Consider the following 17,312-nt stretch of genomic DNA (forward strand, 5'->3'; position numbering starts at 1 on the left):
CTCGACAACGAGGGCTACATGAACACCGGCGCGCAGAAGTCGTCGTCGACGCCGCACTACGCGTGGACCGGCTCGACGCCGGCGGGCAAGACCTCGCGCAAGAAGAACCTCACCGAGATCATGGCCGCGCACGGCGTGCCCTACGTGGCCACCGCGAGCGCCGGCCACCTCGCCGACCTGAAGCGCAAGGTCGCCAAGGCCAAGTCGATGCGCGGCACGCGCATCCTCACGCTGCTGATCCCCTGCCTCGACGGCTGGGGCCTGCGCGACGACGCCGGGCTCACCGCGGCGCGGCTGGCCGTCGAGTCGGGCGCGTTCCCGCTGTACGAGGTCGAGGACGGCCGGCGCTACAGCGTCAACTCCGACAAGACGCGGCCGGTGGCCGACTACCTCGCGATCCAGCGCCGCTACCGCCACATGACGCCGGCGCAGGTCGACGCGCTGCAGGCCGAGATCGACGACGGGTGGGCGATGCTGCAGCGGCGCGCGGCGCTGGCCGCGGCCTGACACGGCGCTGCGCCTTGCCGCGGCGACGGGCACTCGCGGTCCGCGGATGACTGTCGGGCCGGGTGTGCGCCGCAGTCCGCCCGGGGCCCACGAAGGCAAGCTCGTCAGCGCCCGCCCCAACGCCGACGCAGCTGCTCGCGCTGCTCGTTCGTCAGCACCGCGTCGATGCGCTTGCGTTCGCCGAGCATCAGCTCGAACATCTGTTCGCGCGCCTCGCTCATCGCCTTGAACGCCTTGCGCGCCTCGGCCTCGTCGACGGGGCCCGGGCCGTGCAGGCCCTGCATGTGCCAGCCCTGCTGGTGCATCGTGCCCATCAGCTGCCAGCGCGCCTTGGCGGTCTCCTGCTGGATCTCGTCGATCTTGCGCCGCTGTTCGGCGCTCAGCTCGAGCCCCCAGTGGTCCCCACGGCGCCCGCCGCCCCACATCATCCCGGGGCCATGGCCGTAGCCGCCCATCATTGCGGGGCCCGGCCCGTAGTCGCCCATCATGCCGGCTCCGTAACCCCCCATCATCCCCGGGCCCATGCCGTACGGCTGCGACACCGCCGTGCCGGCGAACAGCATTGCGGCCGTGGCCGCGATCCATGCGTGTCTCACGTCAAGCTCCTCGCGATCGGGGCGCAGACGGCGCCGGCACCGGGGCGCCCCGGCCCGGTGCCGGTACGGAAGATACGCCCATCGCGCGCCGGCGAACGGCACGACGGCGGCGACGGCGCGCCTCAGGCCGACGCCGGCGGATGCAGCACTGCCGCGCCGGCAAAGCGCCCGGCACGCAGGTCGGCCAGCGCGCGGTCGGCGTCGGCCAGCGCGTAGGGCACGGTGTGCACGCGCAGCGGCACCTCGGCGGCGACGCGCAGGAACGCCTCGCCGTCGGCGCGCGTGAGGTTGGCCACCGACAGCAGCCGGCGCTCGCCCCACAGCAGCGCGTACGGGAACGACGGGATGTCGCTCATGTGGATGCCGGCGCACACCACGGTGCCGCCGGCACGCACCGCTCGCAGCGCGACGGGCACCAGCGCGCCGACCGGCGCGAAGATCAGCGCCGCGTCGAGCGCCACCGGCGCGGCCTCGTCGCTGCCGCCGGCCCACGTCGCGCCCAGTTCGCGCGCCAGTCGCTGCGCGGCGACGTCGCCGGGGCGGGTGAACGCGTACACCTCGCGCCGCTGCGCCACCGCCACCTGTGCGATCAGGTGCGCCGCGGCGCCGAAACCGTAGACCCCCAGCCGCGGCGCGTCGCCGGCCATCGCATAGGCGCGCCAGCCGATCAGACCGGCGCACAGCAGCGGCGCGGCGGCGTCGTCGGTGTAGCGCGCGGGCAGGCGGAACACGTAGCGCGCGTCGGCGACCACGTGCTCGGCGTAGCCGCCGGCGATCTGCCAGCCGGTGAAGCGCGCGCGCTCGCACAGGTTCTCGCGCCCGGCGCGGCAGTGCGCGCAGCGGCCGCAGGTCCAGCCCAGCCAGGGCACGCCGACGCGCTCACCCGGCGCGAGGCCGTCGACGCCTTCGCCGAGCGCGCTGACCGTGCCGACCACCTCGTGGCCGGGCACGACCGGCGGGCCGGGGTGCGCCAGTTCACCGTCGACGATGTGCAAGTCGGTGCGGCACACGCCGCAGGCGCGCACGCGCAACCGCACCTGCCCCGGCCCCGGCACCGGCAGCGCCTCGCGCCAGACCTGCTGCAACGGCCGCCCCGGCGCGTCGAGTTGCATCGACAGCCAGCGCGGCGCCACGACGCCCTCGTCGTCGGCCATTCACGCAGCGCGACCGCTGCAGGCGACGCGGGAAAACGCCGCGCCCCGGCCTTCGCGGCACATCCGGACTGGCCGGTGTGCGGGCGCCGCGACCTTCGCGGGGGCGACGCCCTTGGCGCCTCGGGGGTGGCTCACCTCAATGCAGCACCAGCAGCGGCAGCTTGCAGCGCGACAGCACCGCCTTCGTGTGCGAGCCGAACAGGAACTCGCCGAACGCGCCGCGGCCGTGCGTGACCATCAGGATCAGGTCGCAGCCCTTCGACTCGGCGGCGTCGACGATCGCCTGGTCGACCAGCGGGGCCTGCAGGAAGTGCCCTTCGAAGCCGACACCGGCGGCCTGCGCGCGCTGCTCGAACGCCGACAGCACCTCGCGCGCGTGCGCCGCGGTGCGCTGGTCGTGCAGTTCGTTCTCGCGCGCGACCACGGTGGGCGGGCGCCCGACCGCGGGCAGCGTGGGCATCGGCTCGGCGACGAAGCCGACCACGGTGGCGCCCAGCGGACGCGCCAGCTCGAGGCTGGCGTCGATGGCCCGCGTCGACAGGTCGCTGCCGTCGACCGGCACCAGGATGCGCTTGAACATGGTGGTGGCTCCCCGCACGCCGGCACGCCGGCCGGCCTTCGATGCGACGACTCTACGGATTCGGCGGGGCCGTGTCTTGCGCCTGGTCAAGCGCCCGGGACGACAGCGCCGCGTCGATCTCGTTGAACAGCGCCCCGTCGTCGGCGGCGTCGCGGTACGGGCCGGTGCCGCTGTGCGCGCTGCGCGACGCCGGCACGAAGCCGCCGGTGGCCACGTCGAACACGTGCACCTCGCCGTCCTCGATCACGTAGTGCCAGCCGTGCAGCGTCAGCGCGCCGGCCTCGACGCGCTCGCGCACCATCGGGTAACCCATCAGGCGCTCGAGCTGCAGCACGACCGCGCGCTGCTCGGTGCGGCGCAGCACCTCGGGGCCGGGGTCGGCGACCGGCAGCACCGCTTCGCGGCCGAGCGCGAGCCACGCCGACAGGTTCACCGCCGCAGGTGGCACGCCTTCGTACAGCGCGCGGATGCCGCCGCAGTGCGTGTGCCCGCACACGACGATGCGCGAGACCTGCAGCTGCAGCACCGCGAACTCGATCGCCGCCGCGGTGCCGTGGTAGCCGACCCAGTGCCGCGCCGACTGCAGCGGCGCGCCGGCGTCGGACTCGCGCTGCGGTGCGACGTCGGCGGCCATCGCGTCGAGGTAGCCGTCGTGCGGCGGCACGAAGGCGGCGACGTTGCGCACCATGAACAGGTCGCCGGGCCCGGCGCCGGTCAGCAGGTACGGCACCAGCCGCGAGTCGGAGCAGCCGATGAACAGCGTCGTCGGATGCTGGCCGTGGGTGACGAGGTCCTGGAAGCGGTCCTGCACCCCGGGGAAGGTGTGCTCGCGGAAGCGCCGCAGCCGCTCGAGCAGTTCGTCGGGCATCGTCGCGCCGGCGCGTCGCGCCGCTATTGCACCAGCGGCGTGTCGGCGCCGTCGAGGTCGACGCCTTCGACCAACGCGGCCCCGGCGAGCAGCCGCAGGTACTGGCGCAGCGCCGTGGCGAACGCCTGCTGGCGCAGCGACGCGGCGACGGCGCCGCGCACCGCCTCGAACGCCGGCAGCGTGCCCGGCTCGCGCGCCAGCACCTCGACCACGTGCAGCCCGAAGCGGCTGTGCACCAGCCGCGGCAGCACGCCGACCTCGGCGCGGCCGAACACCTCGCGCGCGAACTCGTTCGCGCACTCGTCGCCGCCGATCCAGCCCAGGTCGCCACCCCGTGCGGCGCTCGGACAGTTCGACAGCTCGCCGGCGGCGCGCGCGAAGGCGCCCGAGGCGCTGTCGGCAGCGCGCAACTCGAGCAGGCAGCGCTCGGCGCGCTCGCGCAGCGCGCGCACGTCGACACCCGGCGTCACCGCGAACAGCACGTGGCGCGCGTGCACGCGCTCGCCCTGGCGGTACTGCGCCCGGTGCGCGTCGAAGTGGCGCCGGCACGCCTCGTCGGACGGTTCGGGCAGCACGACGGCGCGGTCGAGCAGCGCCTCGATCGCGGCGGCCGCGGCGTCGCTGATCACGCCATCGGGGGTCGCGGCGTCGGCGGCGTCGAGCAGCCCTTCGCGCTGCGCCTGCTGGCGCAGCAGCTCCGTGCAGGCGCGCCGGCGCAGTTCGTCGTCGGCCAGCCGCTCGCCGTCGCGCTGCAGCGCGACGCCGTTGACGCGCACCGGTGCGACCGGCGCATCGAGGGTCGGGCATGCGTTCATCGCCGGCCTCCGCTCAGGCGCGCACGCGCGGCTGGTTCTGCCCGGCCGGCACGTTCAGCCGGCGCGAGCGCACGATCTGGTACGGGCGCAACAGGTAGGCCACCGACGCCAGCCCGCTCCACACGTGCACCAGGCGGCTGAACGGCAGCAGCAGGAAGATCGTCATGCCCAGCACCATGTGCACCTTGAACGGCCAGTCGAGCGCGACCAGCGCGCTGGCGTCGGGGCGGAAGGTGACGATGCGCTGCGCCCACTCGGACAGGATCAGCATCGCGCTGGCGTCGGCGCGATGCGCGAACGAGAACGGCAGCGTGACCAGGCCGAGCACCAGCTGCACCCACAGGATGACCAGGATCGCCAGGTCGGTGCGGTGGCTGGTCAGCCGGATGCGCGGGTCGGCGATGCGCCGGTGCAGCAGCATCGTCAGCCCGACGAAGCACACGAAACCGGCGATGCCGCCGCTGACGATGGCCAGCATCTGCTTCTGCGGCGCGGTGATGAACGGCTCGTAGACCCAGTGCGGGGTCAGCAGGCCGATCGTGTGCCCGGCGAACAGGAACAGGATGCCGACGTGGAACAGGTTGCTGCCCCAGCGCAGCTGCCTGGCGCGCAGCAGCTGCGAGCTGTCGCTCTTCCACGTGTACTGGTCGCGGTCGAAGCGCGCCAGGCTGCCCATCAGGAACACCGCCAGGCACACGTACGGGTAGACGTTGAACAGGAAGTCGTGCAGGTACTGGTGCAGCGGGTTCATGGACGGGCTCCTGGCGCGGCGTCGCGGCGGACGACGTGGATCGGTTGCGGTGTGGCGGGGCGCGACTGGCCGCGCGACGAGCAGCCCTCGAAAGCGGCCGGCTCGGCCCAGCTCGCGTCGAGCGGCTCGTCGTCGGGCACCCGGACCGGCTTCGGGCGCTCGCCGGCCAGTTCGAGGCAGGCGCCCAGCGCCGCCGCGTACGGGCTGCCGCGCCGCTCCAGCGCGGCGAAGATCGCGTTGAGGATGTGCGCGGTCTCGGCGAGGAAGTCGCGGGCCTCGCGCGGCGGCTGCGTGCTGGCGAACTCGAGCACCACCGGGAGGTGGTCGGGCAGCTCGCCGTTGGCCAGCATCAGACCCGCCTTCTCGTAGGTCAGCGCCAGGTCGATCATCGCCGGGCCGCGGTCGCGCGAGTCGCCGTGCACGTGCTCGAACAGGTGCAGCGCGCACGAGCGGCTGCTGTCGAACAGCTGCACGTAGTCGGCCTCGACGTCGAGCGCCGGCCGGCGCGCCAGCGACGCGATCAGCGCGTCGAGCTCGGCCAGCCGCGGCGCGCCCAGCGCGCGCTCGGCGTGCAGCGCGTCGCGCAGCTCGTCCAGGTGCGCGCGCAGCTCGGGCCCGGGGTAGCGCAGCAGGTGCGCCAGCACGCGCAGCGTGCGGCTCATCGGGAGGGCGCAAGCGAAGCCCATGTCACACCTCGGCCTTGATGGGGATCGTGCGCTTCTTCTCGCTGCCGAACAGGCTGGTCTCGGTGACGCCCTCGCTGCAGCCGTTGCCGAAGCTGAAGCCGCAGCCGCCGCGCACGCTGAACGCGTTCTCGGCGTACTCGCGGTGCGTGCTCGGGATGACGAAGCGGTCCTCGTAGTTGGCGATCGCCATCAGCCGGTACATGTCCTCGACCTCGGCCACCGTCAGCCCGACCTGCTCGAGCACCCGCGTGTTCCGGCGCCGCTCGACGTGCTTGTCGCGCTGGTACGCGCGCATCGCGAGCATGCGCTCGAGTGCACGCTGCACCGGCATCGTGTCGCCGGCGGTCAGCAGGTTGGCCAGGTACAGCAGCGGAATGCGCAGCTGCGACACGTCGGGGATCTCGCCGTTGACGCCGACCTGCCCGGCGTTGGCGGCGGCGGTGATCGGCGACAGCGGCGGCACGTACCACACCATCGGCAGCGTGCGGTACTCGGGGTGCAGCGGCAGCGCGACCTTCCAGTCGACCGCCATGCGGTACACCGGGCTCGAGCGCGCGGCCTCGAGCCATTTGTCGGGGATGCCGTCGGCGCGCGCCTGCGCGATCACCGCGGGGTCGTTCGGGTCGAGGAAGATGTCGAGCTGCGACTGGTACAGGTCCTTGTCGCGCTCGACCGCGGCGGCCTCGCCGATGCGGTCGGCGTCGTAGAGCAGCACGCCGAGGTAGCGGATGCGCCCGACGCAGGTCTCGGAGCACACGGTCGGCTGGCCGGCCTCGATGCGCGGGTAGCAGAAGATGCACTTCTCGGCCTTGCCGCTCTTCCAGTTGTAGTAGATCTTCTTGTACGGGCAGCCCGAGACGCACATGCGCCAGCCGCGGCACTTGTCCTGGTCGATGAGGACGATGCCGTCCTCCTCGCGCTTGTAGATCGACCCCGACGGGCAGCTCGCGACGCACGCCGGGTTCAGGCAGTGCTCGCACAGCCGCGGCAGGTACATCATGAAGGTGTTCTCGAACTCGCCGACCATCGCCTTCTGCGCCGCCTCGAAGCCGTCGAAGTTCTTGTCCTTGCCGCGCTTGGCGAATTCGCCGCCGAGGATCTCCTCCCAGTTCGGGCCCCAGACGATCTTGTCCATCTGCATGCCGGTGATCAGGCTGCGCGGCCGCGCGGTCGGCGCGGCCTTCATCTCGGGGGCGCTGTGCAGGTGGTCGTAGTCGAAGGTGAACGGCTCGTAGTAGTCGTCGATCTCGGGCAGGTTCGGGTTGGCGAAGATGTTCATCAGCAGCCGCCACCTGCCGCCCTGGCGCGGCACGATGCTGCCGTCGGCGCGGCGCATCCAGCCGCCCTTCCACCGGTCCTGGTTCTCCCACTCCTTCGGGTAGCCGATGCCGGGCTTGGTCTCGACGTTGTTGAACCAGGCGTACTCCATGCCGGGGCGGCTGGTCCAGACGTTCTTGCAGGTCACCGAACAGGTGTGGCAACCGATGCACTTGTCCAGGTTGAGCACCATGCCGATCTGTGCGCGGACTTTCATCGCGTGACTCCTTGGCTGCTTGCGCTGCGGTTCAGACGGTCTCGCCGTGCGCCTGCGTCGGGCGCACCAGCTCCTCGCCCACCGGCGTGTCGAGCCAGTCGACCTTGTTCATCTTGCGCACGATCACGAACTCGTCGCGGTTGGTGCCGATCGTGCCGTAGTAGTTGAAGCCGTAGCTCAGCTGCGCGTAGCCGCCGATCATGTGCGTGGGCTTGAGCACCGCGCGCGTCACCGAGTTGTGGATGCCGCCGCGCACGCCGGTGATCTCGCTGCCCGGCGTGTTCACGATCTTCTCCTGCGCGTGGTACATCAGCACCATGCCGGGGTTGACGCGCTGGCTGACCACCGCGCGCGCGGCGATCGCACCGTTGACGTTGAACAGCTCGACCCAGTCGTTGTCCTCGACGCCGGCGCGCCTGGCGTCGTCCTCCGACAGCCAGATGATCGGCCCGCCGCGCGACAGCGTGAGCATGATCAGGTTGTCGGTGTAGGTGCTGTGGATGCCCCACTTCTGGTGCGGCGTGATGAAGTTCAGCAGGATCTCCGGGTGGCCGTTCGGCCTGACGCCGTGCATGCCGGCGGTGGCCTTCATGTCGATCGGCGGGCGGTAGCTTGACAGCCCCTCGCCGAACGCGAGCATCCAGCGGTGGTCCTGGTAGAACTGCTGGCGCCCGGTCAGCGTGCGCCAGGGGATCAGCTCGTGCACGTTGGTGTAGCCGGCGTTGTAGCTGACCTTCTCGCTCTCCAGCCCGCTCCAGGTGGGGCTCGAGATGATCTTGCGCGGCTGCGCCTGGATGTCGTGGAAGCGGATCTTCTCGTCCTCGCGGTGCAACGCCAGGTGCGCGTGCTCGCGGCCGGTGGCCTTGCTCAGCGCCTCCCACGCCTTCACCGCGACGTGGCCGTTGGTCTCGGGCGCGAGCATCAGCACGACCTCGGCGGCGTCGATGTCGGTGACGATGCGCGGCATACCCTGCGTCGGCCCCTCGTCGTGCACGCAGCCGTTGAGCTCGGCGAGCTGGCGCACCTCGTCGGCGGTGTTCCACGCGATGCCCTTGCCGCCGTTGCCGACCTTCTCCATCAGCGGGCCCAGCGCGGTGAAGCGCCGGTAGACGTTCGGGAAGTCGCGCTCGACGACGGTGATCTGCGGCGCGGTCTTGCCGGGGATCAGGTCGCACTCGCCCTTGCGCCACTCCTTCACGTCGAACGGCTGCGCCAGCTCGGCCGGCGTGTCGTGCATCAGCGGCGTCAGCACGACCTCCTTCTCGACGCCCAGGTGGCCGACGCAGACCTCGGCGTACTTCTTCGCGAAGCCCTTGTAGATCTCCCAGTCGCTGCGGCTGTGCCACGCCGGGTCGACCGCGGCCGACAGCGGGTGGATGAACGGGTGCATGTCGCTGGTGTTGAGGTCGTTCTTCTCGTACCAGGTCGCGGTGGGCAGCACGATGTCGGAGTACAGGCAGGTCGTGCTCATGCGGAAGTCGAGCGTGACCAGCAGGTCGAGCTTGCCCTCGGGCGCCTGGTCGTGCCACTCGACCTCGAGCGGGTGCTCGCCGTCGCGGCCCAGGTCCTTGCCCTGCACGCCGTTGCTGGTGCCCAGCAGGTGCTTGAGGAAGTACTCGTGGCCCTTGCCCGACGAGCCGAGCAGGTTCGAGCGCCAGACGAACAGGTTGCGCGGCCAGTTGGCCGGGTGGTCGGGGTCCTCGCAGCTCATGCGCAGGCTGCCGTCCTTCAGCGACTGCACGACGTGGTCCTTCGGGTCCAGCCCGCGGGCCTGCGCGTCGCGCACCAGCTGCAGCGGGTTGGTCTGCAGCTGCGGGGCGCTGGGCAGCCAGCCCATGCGCTCGGCGCGCACGTTGTAGTCGATCATGCTGCCGCGCCACGCCGCCCTGTCGGCCAGCGGCGACAGCACCTCGTCCATGCCGACCTTCTCGTAGCGCCACTGGTCGGTGTGCGCGTAGAAGAAGCTGGTGCTGTTCTGCTGCCGCGGCGGGCGGATCCAGTCGAGCGCGAACGCGAGCGCCGTCCAGCCGGTCTGCGGGCGCAGCTTCTCCTGGCCGACGTAGTGCGCCCAGCCGCCGCCGCTCTGGCCCACGCAGCCGCACAGCATCAGCATGTTGATGACGCCGCGGTAGTTCATGTCGCTGTGGTACCAGTGGTTCATCGCCGCGCCGATGATGACCATCGACTTGCCGTGCGTCTTGTCGGCGTTGTCGGCGAACTGGCGCGCCACGGCGATCGCCTGCGCGCGCGGCACGCCGGTGATCGCCTCCTGCCACGCGGGGGTGTACGGCAGGTCGTCGTCGTAGCTCGTGGCGACGTTCTCGCCGCCCAGCCCGCGCGCCACGCCGTAGTGCGCCGCCAGCAGGTCGAACACGGTGGCGACGATCGCCTCGCGCAGCTCGCCGGCCTTGCCCAGCGCGATGCGCGCCGCGGGCACGCGGCGCAGCAGCACGTCGCCGCCTTGCTCGTTGGCCCGGAAGTGCGGCGTGGCCTGGCCGCCGAAGTACGGGAACGCGACGTCGACCACCTCGTGCGCCTGCTCGCCGTCCTCGATCACCGACAGCTTGAGCCGCGTGTCCTGGCCGTGGCGCGCCTCCTTCGCCTCGAGGTTCCACTTGCCGGCGTCGCTGCGGCCCTCGGGGCCCCAGCGGAAGCCGATCGACCCGTTCGGCAGGACGACCTTGCCGCGCTCGTCGAAGGCCACCGTCTTCCACTCGGGGTGGTTGTCCTGGCCGAGGCGTCCGTTGAAGTCGCTGGCGCGCAGGTAGCGGTCGGGCACCAGTGCCTTGCGCCCGTCGGGCAGGGTGTGCTCGACGAGCTGCACCAGCAGCGGCAGGTCGGTGTAGCGGCGCGCGTAGTCGTCAAAGTAGGCCGATCTGACGGCGCCTTGGGTGCCCACCGGCACCCACCCCCCGAGGGGCTCCGTCGCGCCCGGGGCGGCCCGGCGCTCGTCGGGCCGGCCGAAGTAGAACTCCTTGAGGATCACGTGGCCCATGGCCATCGCCAGCGCCGCGTCGGTGCCCTGCTTCGGGTGCAGCCACAGGTCGGCGAGCTTGGCGACCTCGGAGTAGTCGGGCGTCACCGCCACCGTCTTCGCACCCTTGTAGCGCACCTCGGTGAAGAAGTGCGCGTCGGGGGTGCGCGTCTGCGGCACGTTGCTGCCCCAGGCGATGATGAAGTTCGAGTTGTACCAGTCGGCGCTCTCGGGCACGTCGGTCTGCTCGCCCCAGATCTGCGGGCTCGACGGCGGCAGGTCGCAGTACCAGTCGTAGAAGCTCATGCACACGCCGCCGATCAGGCTGAGGTAGCGGCTGCCGGCGGCGTAGCTGACCATCGACATCGCCGGGATCGGCGAGAAGCCCACCACGCGGTCGGGCCCGTAGGTCTTCGCGGTGTGGACGTTGGCCGCGGCGACGATCTCGTTGACCTCGTCCCAGCTCGAGCGCACGAAGCCACCCATGCCGCGCACCTTCTGCCAGTCGCGGCGCTTGGCCTCGTCGCCGACGATCGCCGCCCAGGCCTCGACCGGGCCCAGCGTGCGACGCGCCTCGCGCCAGTGCTTGAGCAGCCGTCCGCGCACCATCGGGTACTTCACGCGGTTGGCGCTGTACAGGTACCAGCTGTAGCTGGCGCCGCGCGCGCAGCCGCGCGGCTCGTGGTTGGGCAGGTCCCAGCGCGTGCGCGGGTAGTCGGTCTGCTGCGTCTCCCAGGTGACGACGCCGCCCTTGACGTAGATCTTCCAGCTGCACGAACCGGTGCAGTTCACGCCGTGCGTGCTGCGCACGACCTTGTCGTGCGCCCACCGGTTGCGGTAGGCGTCCTCCCAGGTGCGGTCCTCGCCGGTGGTCACGCCGTGGCCTTCGGCGAAGCCTTCCCTGGGCAGCGCGAAGTGGGTCAGGCGGTCGAGAAAGTGGCTCATCGGGTTCTCCGTCGACGGGGTCGTTCAAGGGTTCTTCACGTACGCGTTCTTGCGCAGGTAGAACCACCAGTTCAGCACCAGGCACACGGCGTAGAACGCCGCGAAGCCGTACATCGCGACCTGCGGCGTGCCGGCCTTGATCTGCTCGCCGATCACTACCGGGGCGATGAAGGCGCCGTACGCGGCCACCGCCGAGGTCCAGCCCAGCACCGGGCCGGCCTGCGTGCGGTCGAAGATCACGCCGATGGTGCGGAAGGTCGAGCCGTTGCCGATGCCGCTGGCGGCGAACAGCACGATGAACAGCAGCAGGAACGGCAGGAAGTACTGCTCGGGCGTCGGCGACGCGTAGGCGAGCATCATCACGTAGCCCACGGCGACCGACGCGGCGACCATCACGACCGAGATCACCTGCGTGACGATCGAGCCGCCCACCTTGTCGCTGATCCACCCGCCGATCGGGCGGATCGCGGCGCCGACGAACGGGCCGATCCACGCGTAGGTGAACGCCGACGGCGCGTTCGGGTTCTTCACGGTGTGCGTCATCACGCCGTTGGCGTCGGGCACGTGGCTGACACCGAAGATCACCGCGATCGACAGCGGCAGCGCCATGCTGAAGCCGATGAACGAGCCGAAGGTGACGATGTACAGCACCGTCATCGACCAGGTGTGCTTGTCCTTGAAGATCGCGAACTGCCTGGCGATGTTCTCCTTCATGGGGCCGAAGGCGGCGAGCTTCATCGTCAGCAGCATCAGCCCGATGTCCAGCGGGATCGCCACCCACATGCTCAGCAGCCCCAGCCCGGTGGGCGCGGGCAGGTACAGCCACAGCACGAAGATCGCCGGCACGAAGGCCATCGTGTACAGGTAGGTGACCTTCGTGAACGCGACGATCGGGTGCCCCGCGGACGGTGTCACCGTCTTCAGGTTGTTCATGCCGAACCAGCACAGCAGGGCCAGCGGCACCAGCGACAGCACCCAGGCGAAGCCGGCGTTCTGGATCCAGGTCGGCGTGCCGGCGGCGATCTTGCCGAGGATCCAGCCGCTGTCCTTCTGCAGCGTCATCGGCTCGCCGCCGAGCGCGCCGAACAGGCCGACCGTCATCACCAGCGGGATCACGACCTGCATCGTCGTGACGCCGAAGTTGCCGATGCCGGCGTTGATGCCCAGCGCCGTGCCCTGCAGCCGCTTCGGGAAGAAGGTGCTGATGTTCGACATCGAGCTGGCGAAGTTGCCGCCGCCGACACCCGACCACAGCGCCATCAGCTGGAAGACCCACAGCGGCCAGTCGGGGTGCTGCAGCGCGATGCCGGTGCCGATGGCCGGCGCCAGCAGCATCGCGGTGGTCAGGAAGATCACGTTGCGCCCGCCGGCCAGGCGGATGAAGAACGACGCCGGGATGCGCATCGTCGCGCCGGCGATGCCGGCGATCGCGGTCAGCGTGAACAGCTCGGCCTGCGTGAACGGGAAGCCGAGGTTGTGCATCTGCACCGTGATGATTCCCCACATGCCCCAGACGGCGAACGCGCACAGCAGCGCCGGCACCGAGATCGCGAGGTTGCGCCAGGCGACGCGCTTGCCGGTCGACTCCCAGAACGCGTCGTCCTCGGGGCGCCAGTCGTCGATGTCGGCCGACGGGCGCGCGTGCGCGGAGCCGGCGGTGGAGGCGGTGTTCATGCGCGGTCCTCTCTCGGTGGGCGGTGGCGCGCGCGCGTCAGACGCGCGCCGAAGCGGCGACCTCGCCGGCGTGGGTGCCGAGCACCTGGCGGCGGCGCACCTCGGTGAAGTACATCCAGATCAGCGACACCCAGACCACGCCGTACATCAGCATGAAGGCGCTGGAGCGCACGCCGGTGATGTCGAGCAGCGCGCCGAACATGATCGGCAGCACGAAGCCGCCGAGCCCGCCGGCGAGGCCGACGATGCCGCTGATCGTGCCGATGTTCTTCGGGTAGTCGTCGCTGATGTACTTGAACACGCTGGCCTTGCCGAAGGCCCAGGCGATGCCGAGCACGAACATCAGCGCGGTGAACGCGTAGACGTTCAGGCCGATGTGGAAGGTGCGCTCGCCCTCGACGGTGAGCACGGTGAACTGCGTCTGCGGGTAGCTGAGCAGGAACAGGCAGATCCAGCTGACCCACATCACCCACCAGGTGACGGCGTGCGCACCGTACTTGTCCGACAGCCAGCCGCCGATGGCGCGCAGCACGCCGCCGGGCAGCGAGAAGCACGCGGCCAGCAGCGCCGCGACGCGGATGTCCAGCCCGTACTCGCCGACGTAGTACTGCACCATCCACAGGCTCAGCGCGACGTAGCCGCCGAACACGATGCTGTAGTACTGGCAGTACTTGAGCACCGTCGGGTCCTTCAGCGCCTGCAGCTGGTCGACGAAGCGCGTGTTGGCCGGCACCAGGTGCGACGGGTCGCTGTGGCTGAACAGCCAGAACACGATCACCGTGCCGAGCATGATCGCGGCGTAGACCTGCGGCACCATCGTCCAGCCGAACGCCACCAGGATCGCCGGCGCGACGAACTTGTTGACCGCCGCGCCCGAGTTGCCGGCGCCGTAGATGCCCATCGCCATGCCCTGCTGGTGCTTCGGGAACCAGCGCGCGACGTACGGCGTGCCCACCGAGAAAGACCCGCCGGCGAGGCCGACGAACAGGCCGATGACCAGGAAGTGCCAGAACTCGGTGGCGTAGGCCATCAGGAAGATCGCCGGCACCGTCGAGGCCATCAGCAGCGTCATCACGATGCGCCCGCCGTACTTGTCGGTCCAGATGCCCAGCGGCACGCGCACCAGCGAGCCGGTGAGCACCGGCGTGGCGGTCAGCAGCCCGAACTGCGTGGCGTTCAGCCCCAGTTCCTTCTTCAACGGGATGCCGATGACGCCGAACATCATCCACACCATGAAGCAGACGGTGAAGGCCAGGGTGCTGACGATCAGCACCGACCAGGCCTGGCGGTTGTGCTGCGGGTTGTCGGAGGCCATGACGCGCTGCCGGTGATTGCGACTGCCGCCACTGTGGCCGCACCGCCGCGCCGCGAACATCCGCCGCACAGCCAGCGCCGCCGCGGCGGAAGAACGATGCCGGCCGCGGCGCCATCGTCCGGAAGAACGAGGGGCGCGGGGCCATTGACGACGGTCAATCCCGCGGGGCGCTGCGCGACGTATAGAGGCTCGTGCGGGCGCTGCGCCGCGCCGCAGCCAGGGGAGCCCGATGCACGACGACAGCCACGCCTTCCGCCCGATCGACCCGGGACGCGTCAACACGATGGACCCGGTGGAGATGGCGTACTGGTGCCGCGAGCTCGGCTGCAGCGACAGCGAGTTGCGCGCCGCCGTCGACGCCGTCGGCGACCACGTCGCCGAGGTGCGCGAGCACCTCGCCCGGCGGCGCTGAGGCGTCGGCGGGGCGCCAACGCGACGGAGCCCCGCAGGGCCCCGTGACGGTGACGCCTCGGCGCGGGTCTACGGGCGCGCCTGGTCGGGCTGGCGGTAGTCGCACACGCCCGACGGGAAGATCTTCTTCAGCGTCGCGACCTGATCGGCGCTCGGCGTCCACGGCGCGTAGGTGCCGTCGGCGACCGCCTGCTCGACCGGCTTGAGCGCGCAGCGGTACATCGCGCCGTGGATCGGCGCACCGGCGACGGTGCGCGGCGTGCCGTACAGCGGGAACGCCTGCGTGCAGGCGCCGGCGGGGCGGGCGTCGAGGATGCCGTCCCACACGCCGCTGCCGGCGTGCATCAGCTTGCCGTCGCGGTCGAAGCACGCGTCGGTGGCCATCGGCGGCTTGTTGCCGGCGATGCCGCCCTTCGGGTTCGCGCGCAGGTTGGCCAGCCACTGGTCCATCACCGCCAGCGCCTCGAGCGTCTGGCTCGCCTTGGGCGTGTTCGGGATCGTGTCGGTGAACCAGATCACCAGGTGGTGGCTGTGGCCCATGCGGTCGAGCGTGCGCTGGCGCACCGCGAAGCTCTGGTGCGCGTTGTGCATGTCGAGCTCGCGCTCCATGTACTGGCGGTGGTCGATCGCCGGCACGTCGAGCCGGCCGTCGAACACGTGGCCGCTGGTGTAGGCCGCGCGCATCGCGAGCGGGTCACGCGCGGTGCGCGGCGCCGGTGCGTCGGGCGACGCCGCCAGGCGCATGTTCTTGCGGCTCCACGGGTCGAAGTAACCCGGGATCGTCAGCGCCTTCTGCACCTCGGCGGCACCGGTGCCGAAGAACGGGAACGTCTCCTGCGCCATCTCGCTCGGGTGCTTCCAGCCGCCGACGTGCCAGTTCAGGTGCAGGAACTCGTCCGGCGTGATCTTGCCCTCCTTCAGCGACTGCAGCCCGTATTGCACGCCGACGTTGTCGATGGTCACGCGCGCCGCGCCGCTGGCGTCGACGCCGTAGACGTTGCGCAGGTCGTCGAAGTGCGTCCAGCGGATCGCCAGGATGTCGGTGATCGGGTCCCAGAACTGCGCGTTCGGCGCCTGGCCGTACAGCGGGTTCACCGCCAGCGGCGTCAGCCCGCGCCAGGCCGGGATGCACTCGGTCGAGCCGGTCGCGCTCGCGTAGCCGAGCGCGAGCTTGAGGTCGCGCAGCGGATCGTTGACGCCCGAGAACCCCTCCTCGGCGTTGAAGCCGACAAGCCACGTGCGGTTCTTCGTCACGTGCCACTTCGGGTTCGTGCGGTCGGTGGCGTCCATGTAGTGCTCGAGCAGCTCGCAGTCGCTGACGTGGATCGTCTGCGTGACCATGTCGGGGTAGCTCTGCACCGGCAGCAGCCCGTCGAGCACGCCGGGGTAGTTGCGCGCGATGTGGTACTGCTGGATCGCGCCGCCCGAGCCGCCGAGGCCGACGGTGTACGTCGGCACGCCGTATCGCTCGATGAAGCGCTCCTTGGTCATCATCGCGGTCTCGCCGCTGAGGTTCAGGTTGTAGTGCGTGCCGGTGTTGTTGCCGCTGCTGTGCACGATGGCCCAGCCCTGGCCGAGGATGTCGGGGTTCATCGACCCGCCGTGCACCGTGCCCTGGCTGTGGCCGATCGCCACGCCGCCCTGGAACCAGTACAGCAGCTTGCCGTTCCAGCGGCTGGTGTCGTCCTGCGCCGCGGTGTCGGCCGTCGGCAGCGGCGCCAGCATCGCGATGCTGTACAGGAAGCGGTTGATCGAACCGATCTCGCGGCGCACGACGAAGTCGACGGTGCGCCCGTCGGGCAGCGTGGTCGTGCCCATGTCGGCGGGCCGGCTGCCGTCGGCAGGCAGCGCCACCAGGCCGCCGCCGCTGTGGCGGCGGTAGAAGTACGAGACGAAGGTGTCGATCGAGCAATCGCGGCTGTAGCCGATCACCTGCCCCTGGGCGTTGGTGACCCGGTAGCCCGGCGGCGTCGCGCTGTCGACCTTGGGCTGTCGGCCCACCGCGCCCTGGATGGTCGTGCAGACGAAGGGCGTCTGCTGCGGCCCGGTGAACATCGGCCCGGTGATCGGCCAGTTGGTCAGCGTGATCGCGTCGCGCACGTTGGCGTTGCGGTGCCTGACCTCGAGCCGGTTGTCGCCGGCCTTCAGCCCGCCGATCACACCCTCGAGGCCGTCGGCGACCTCCTTCAGCGCCACGTCGGCGCGGCTGCCGTTGAGCCACAGTTCGAGCTTGTCGCGCTGCCCGGGCGCGGCGCGCACGTGGATGCGCGCGTCGCCGCCCGAAACCCACTGCGCCGGGCTCGACAGCACGCTCAGCACCACGCTCATCGCCGGGTCGGCCGGGTTCGCGCGCTGGGCGGTCTCGCTGGGCGCGTTTCCAGCGCCGCCGCCGCAGGCGGCCAGCAGCGCGGCGGCCAGCGCCGCCACGGCATGCATCGATCGAATCATCGGGGGTGTCTCCATCACCCGCAGGGCGTTCTTCTGGTTCGGTGCGACGCCCCG

Annotated in this window: 14 protein-coding genes; 2 read left to right on the plus strand and 12 right to left on the minus strand. The window is 71.0% G+C overall.

The window, feature by feature from the left end:
• Positions 1–507: thiamine pyrophosphate-dependent enzyme (locus PKC53_RS11865; RefSeq protein ID WP_324428800.1), on the plus strand; the 507-nt coding region annotated here is incomplete at its 5' end.
• Between the two features lie 104 nt (positions 508–611).
• On the opposite strand, the gene PKC53_RS11870 is transcribed toward PKC53_RS11865, so the two are convergent.
• The 11 genes from PKC53_RS11870 to PKC53_RS11920 form a co-directional block, all read right to left on the minus strand.
• On the minus strand, positions 612–1,103 hold the full coding sequence (locus PKC53_RS11870) for a Spy/CpxP family protein refolding chaperone (RefSeq protein WP_324428802.1): 492 nt from the start codon (positions 1,101–1,103) through the stop codon (positions 612–614).
• Positions 1,104–1,225: 122 nt separating this feature from the next.
• Positions 1,226–2,215 carry a zinc-dependent alcohol dehydrogenase family protein gene (locus PKC53_RS11875; RefSeq protein ID WP_324428876.1) on the minus strand — a complete coding sequence of 330 codons (990 nt, stop codon included), beginning with the start codon at positions 2,213–2,215 and terminating at the stop codon, positions 1,226–1,228.
• Between the two features lie 178 nt (positions 2,216–2,393).
• Entirely contained in the window at positions 2,394–2,837 is a 444-nt protein-coding gene (locus PKC53_RS11880) for a universal stress protein (protein ID WP_324428804.1), read from the minus strand.
• Positions 2,838–2,889: 52 nt separating this feature from the next.
• On the minus strand, positions 2,890–3,705 hold the full coding sequence (locus tag PKC53_RS11885; protein ID WP_324428806.1) for a carbonic anhydrase: 816 nt from the start codon (positions 3,703–3,705) through the stop codon (positions 2,890–2,892).
• 23 nt (positions 3,706–3,728) lie between these two features.
• Positions 3,729–4,520 (minus strand): peptidylprolyl isomerase, encoded by a 792-nt coding sequence (locus PKC53_RS11890; RefSeq protein WP_324428808.1) that lies wholly within the window; start codon positions 4,518–4,520, stop codon positions 3,729–3,731.
• A gap of 13 nt (positions 4,521–4,533) precedes the next feature.
• Positions 4,534–5,262, minus strand: a complete 729-nt coding sequence (gene narI, locus PKC53_RS11895) for a respiratory nitrate reductase subunit gamma (RefSeq protein WP_324428877.1) — start codon at positions 5,260–5,262, stop codon at positions 4,534–4,536.
• Positions 5,263–5,267: 5 nt separating this feature from the next.
• The gene (gene narJ / locus PKC53_RS11900) at positions 5,268–5,933 is read right to left on the minus strand and encodes a nitrate reductase molybdenum cofactor assembly chaperone (protein WP_324428811.1); all 666 of its coding nucleotides are present in this window, start codon (positions 5,931–5,933) and stop codon (positions 5,268–5,270) included.
• 25 nt (positions 5,934–5,958) lie between these two features.
• On the minus strand, positions 5,959–7,491 hold the full coding sequence (narH, locus tag PKC53_RS11905) for a nitrate reductase subunit beta (protein WP_324428813.1): 1,533 nt from the start codon (positions 7,489–7,491) through the stop codon (positions 5,959–5,961).
• Between the two features lie 31 nt (positions 7,492–7,522).
• The gene (locus PKC53_RS11910) at positions 7,523–11,410 is read right to left on the minus strand and encodes a nitrate reductase subunit alpha (RefSeq protein WP_324428815.1); all 3,888 of its coding nucleotides are present in this window, start codon (positions 11,408–11,410) and stop codon (positions 7,523–7,525) included.
• Positions 11,411–11,434: 24 nt separating this feature from the next.
• Positions 11,435–13,084, minus strand: coding sequence for an antiporter (locus PKC53_RS11915; protein ID WP_324428817.1), 1,650 nt, complete (start codon positions 13,082–13,084; stop codon positions 11,435–11,437).
• Between the two features lie 37 nt (positions 13,085–13,121).
• Positions 13,122–14,399 (minus strand): nitrate/nitrite transporter, encoded by a 1,278-nt coding sequence (locus PKC53_RS11920; protein WP_324428819.1) that lies wholly within the window; start codon positions 14,397–14,399, stop codon positions 13,122–13,124.
• Between the two features lie 229 nt (positions 14,400–14,628).
• On the opposite strand from PKC53_RS11920, the gene PKC53_RS11925 reads away from it, so the two are divergent.
• On the plus strand, positions 14,629–14,811 hold the full coding sequence (locus PKC53_RS11925; RefSeq protein WP_324428821.1) for a DUF3606 domain-containing protein: 183 nt from the start codon (positions 14,629–14,631) through the stop codon (positions 14,809–14,811).
• A 68-nt stretch (positions 14,812–14,879) separates the two neighbouring features.
• Here the strand turns inward: PKC53_RS11925 and PKC53_RS11930 are convergent, their stop codons facing one another.
• Complete coding sequence (locus PKC53_RS11930) at positions 14,880–17,258, minus strand: DUF6351 family protein (protein ID WP_324428823.1); 2,379 nt, start codon at positions 17,256–17,258, stop codon at positions 14,880–14,882.
• Positions 17,259–17,312: the final 54 nt, after the last annotated feature.

Origin of the sequence: Azohydromonas sp. (assembly GCF_035325925.1) — a bacterium.
Classification (GTDB): Bacteria; Pseudomonadota; Gammaproteobacteria; order Burkholderiales; family Burkholderiaceae_C; genus Calidifontimicrobium.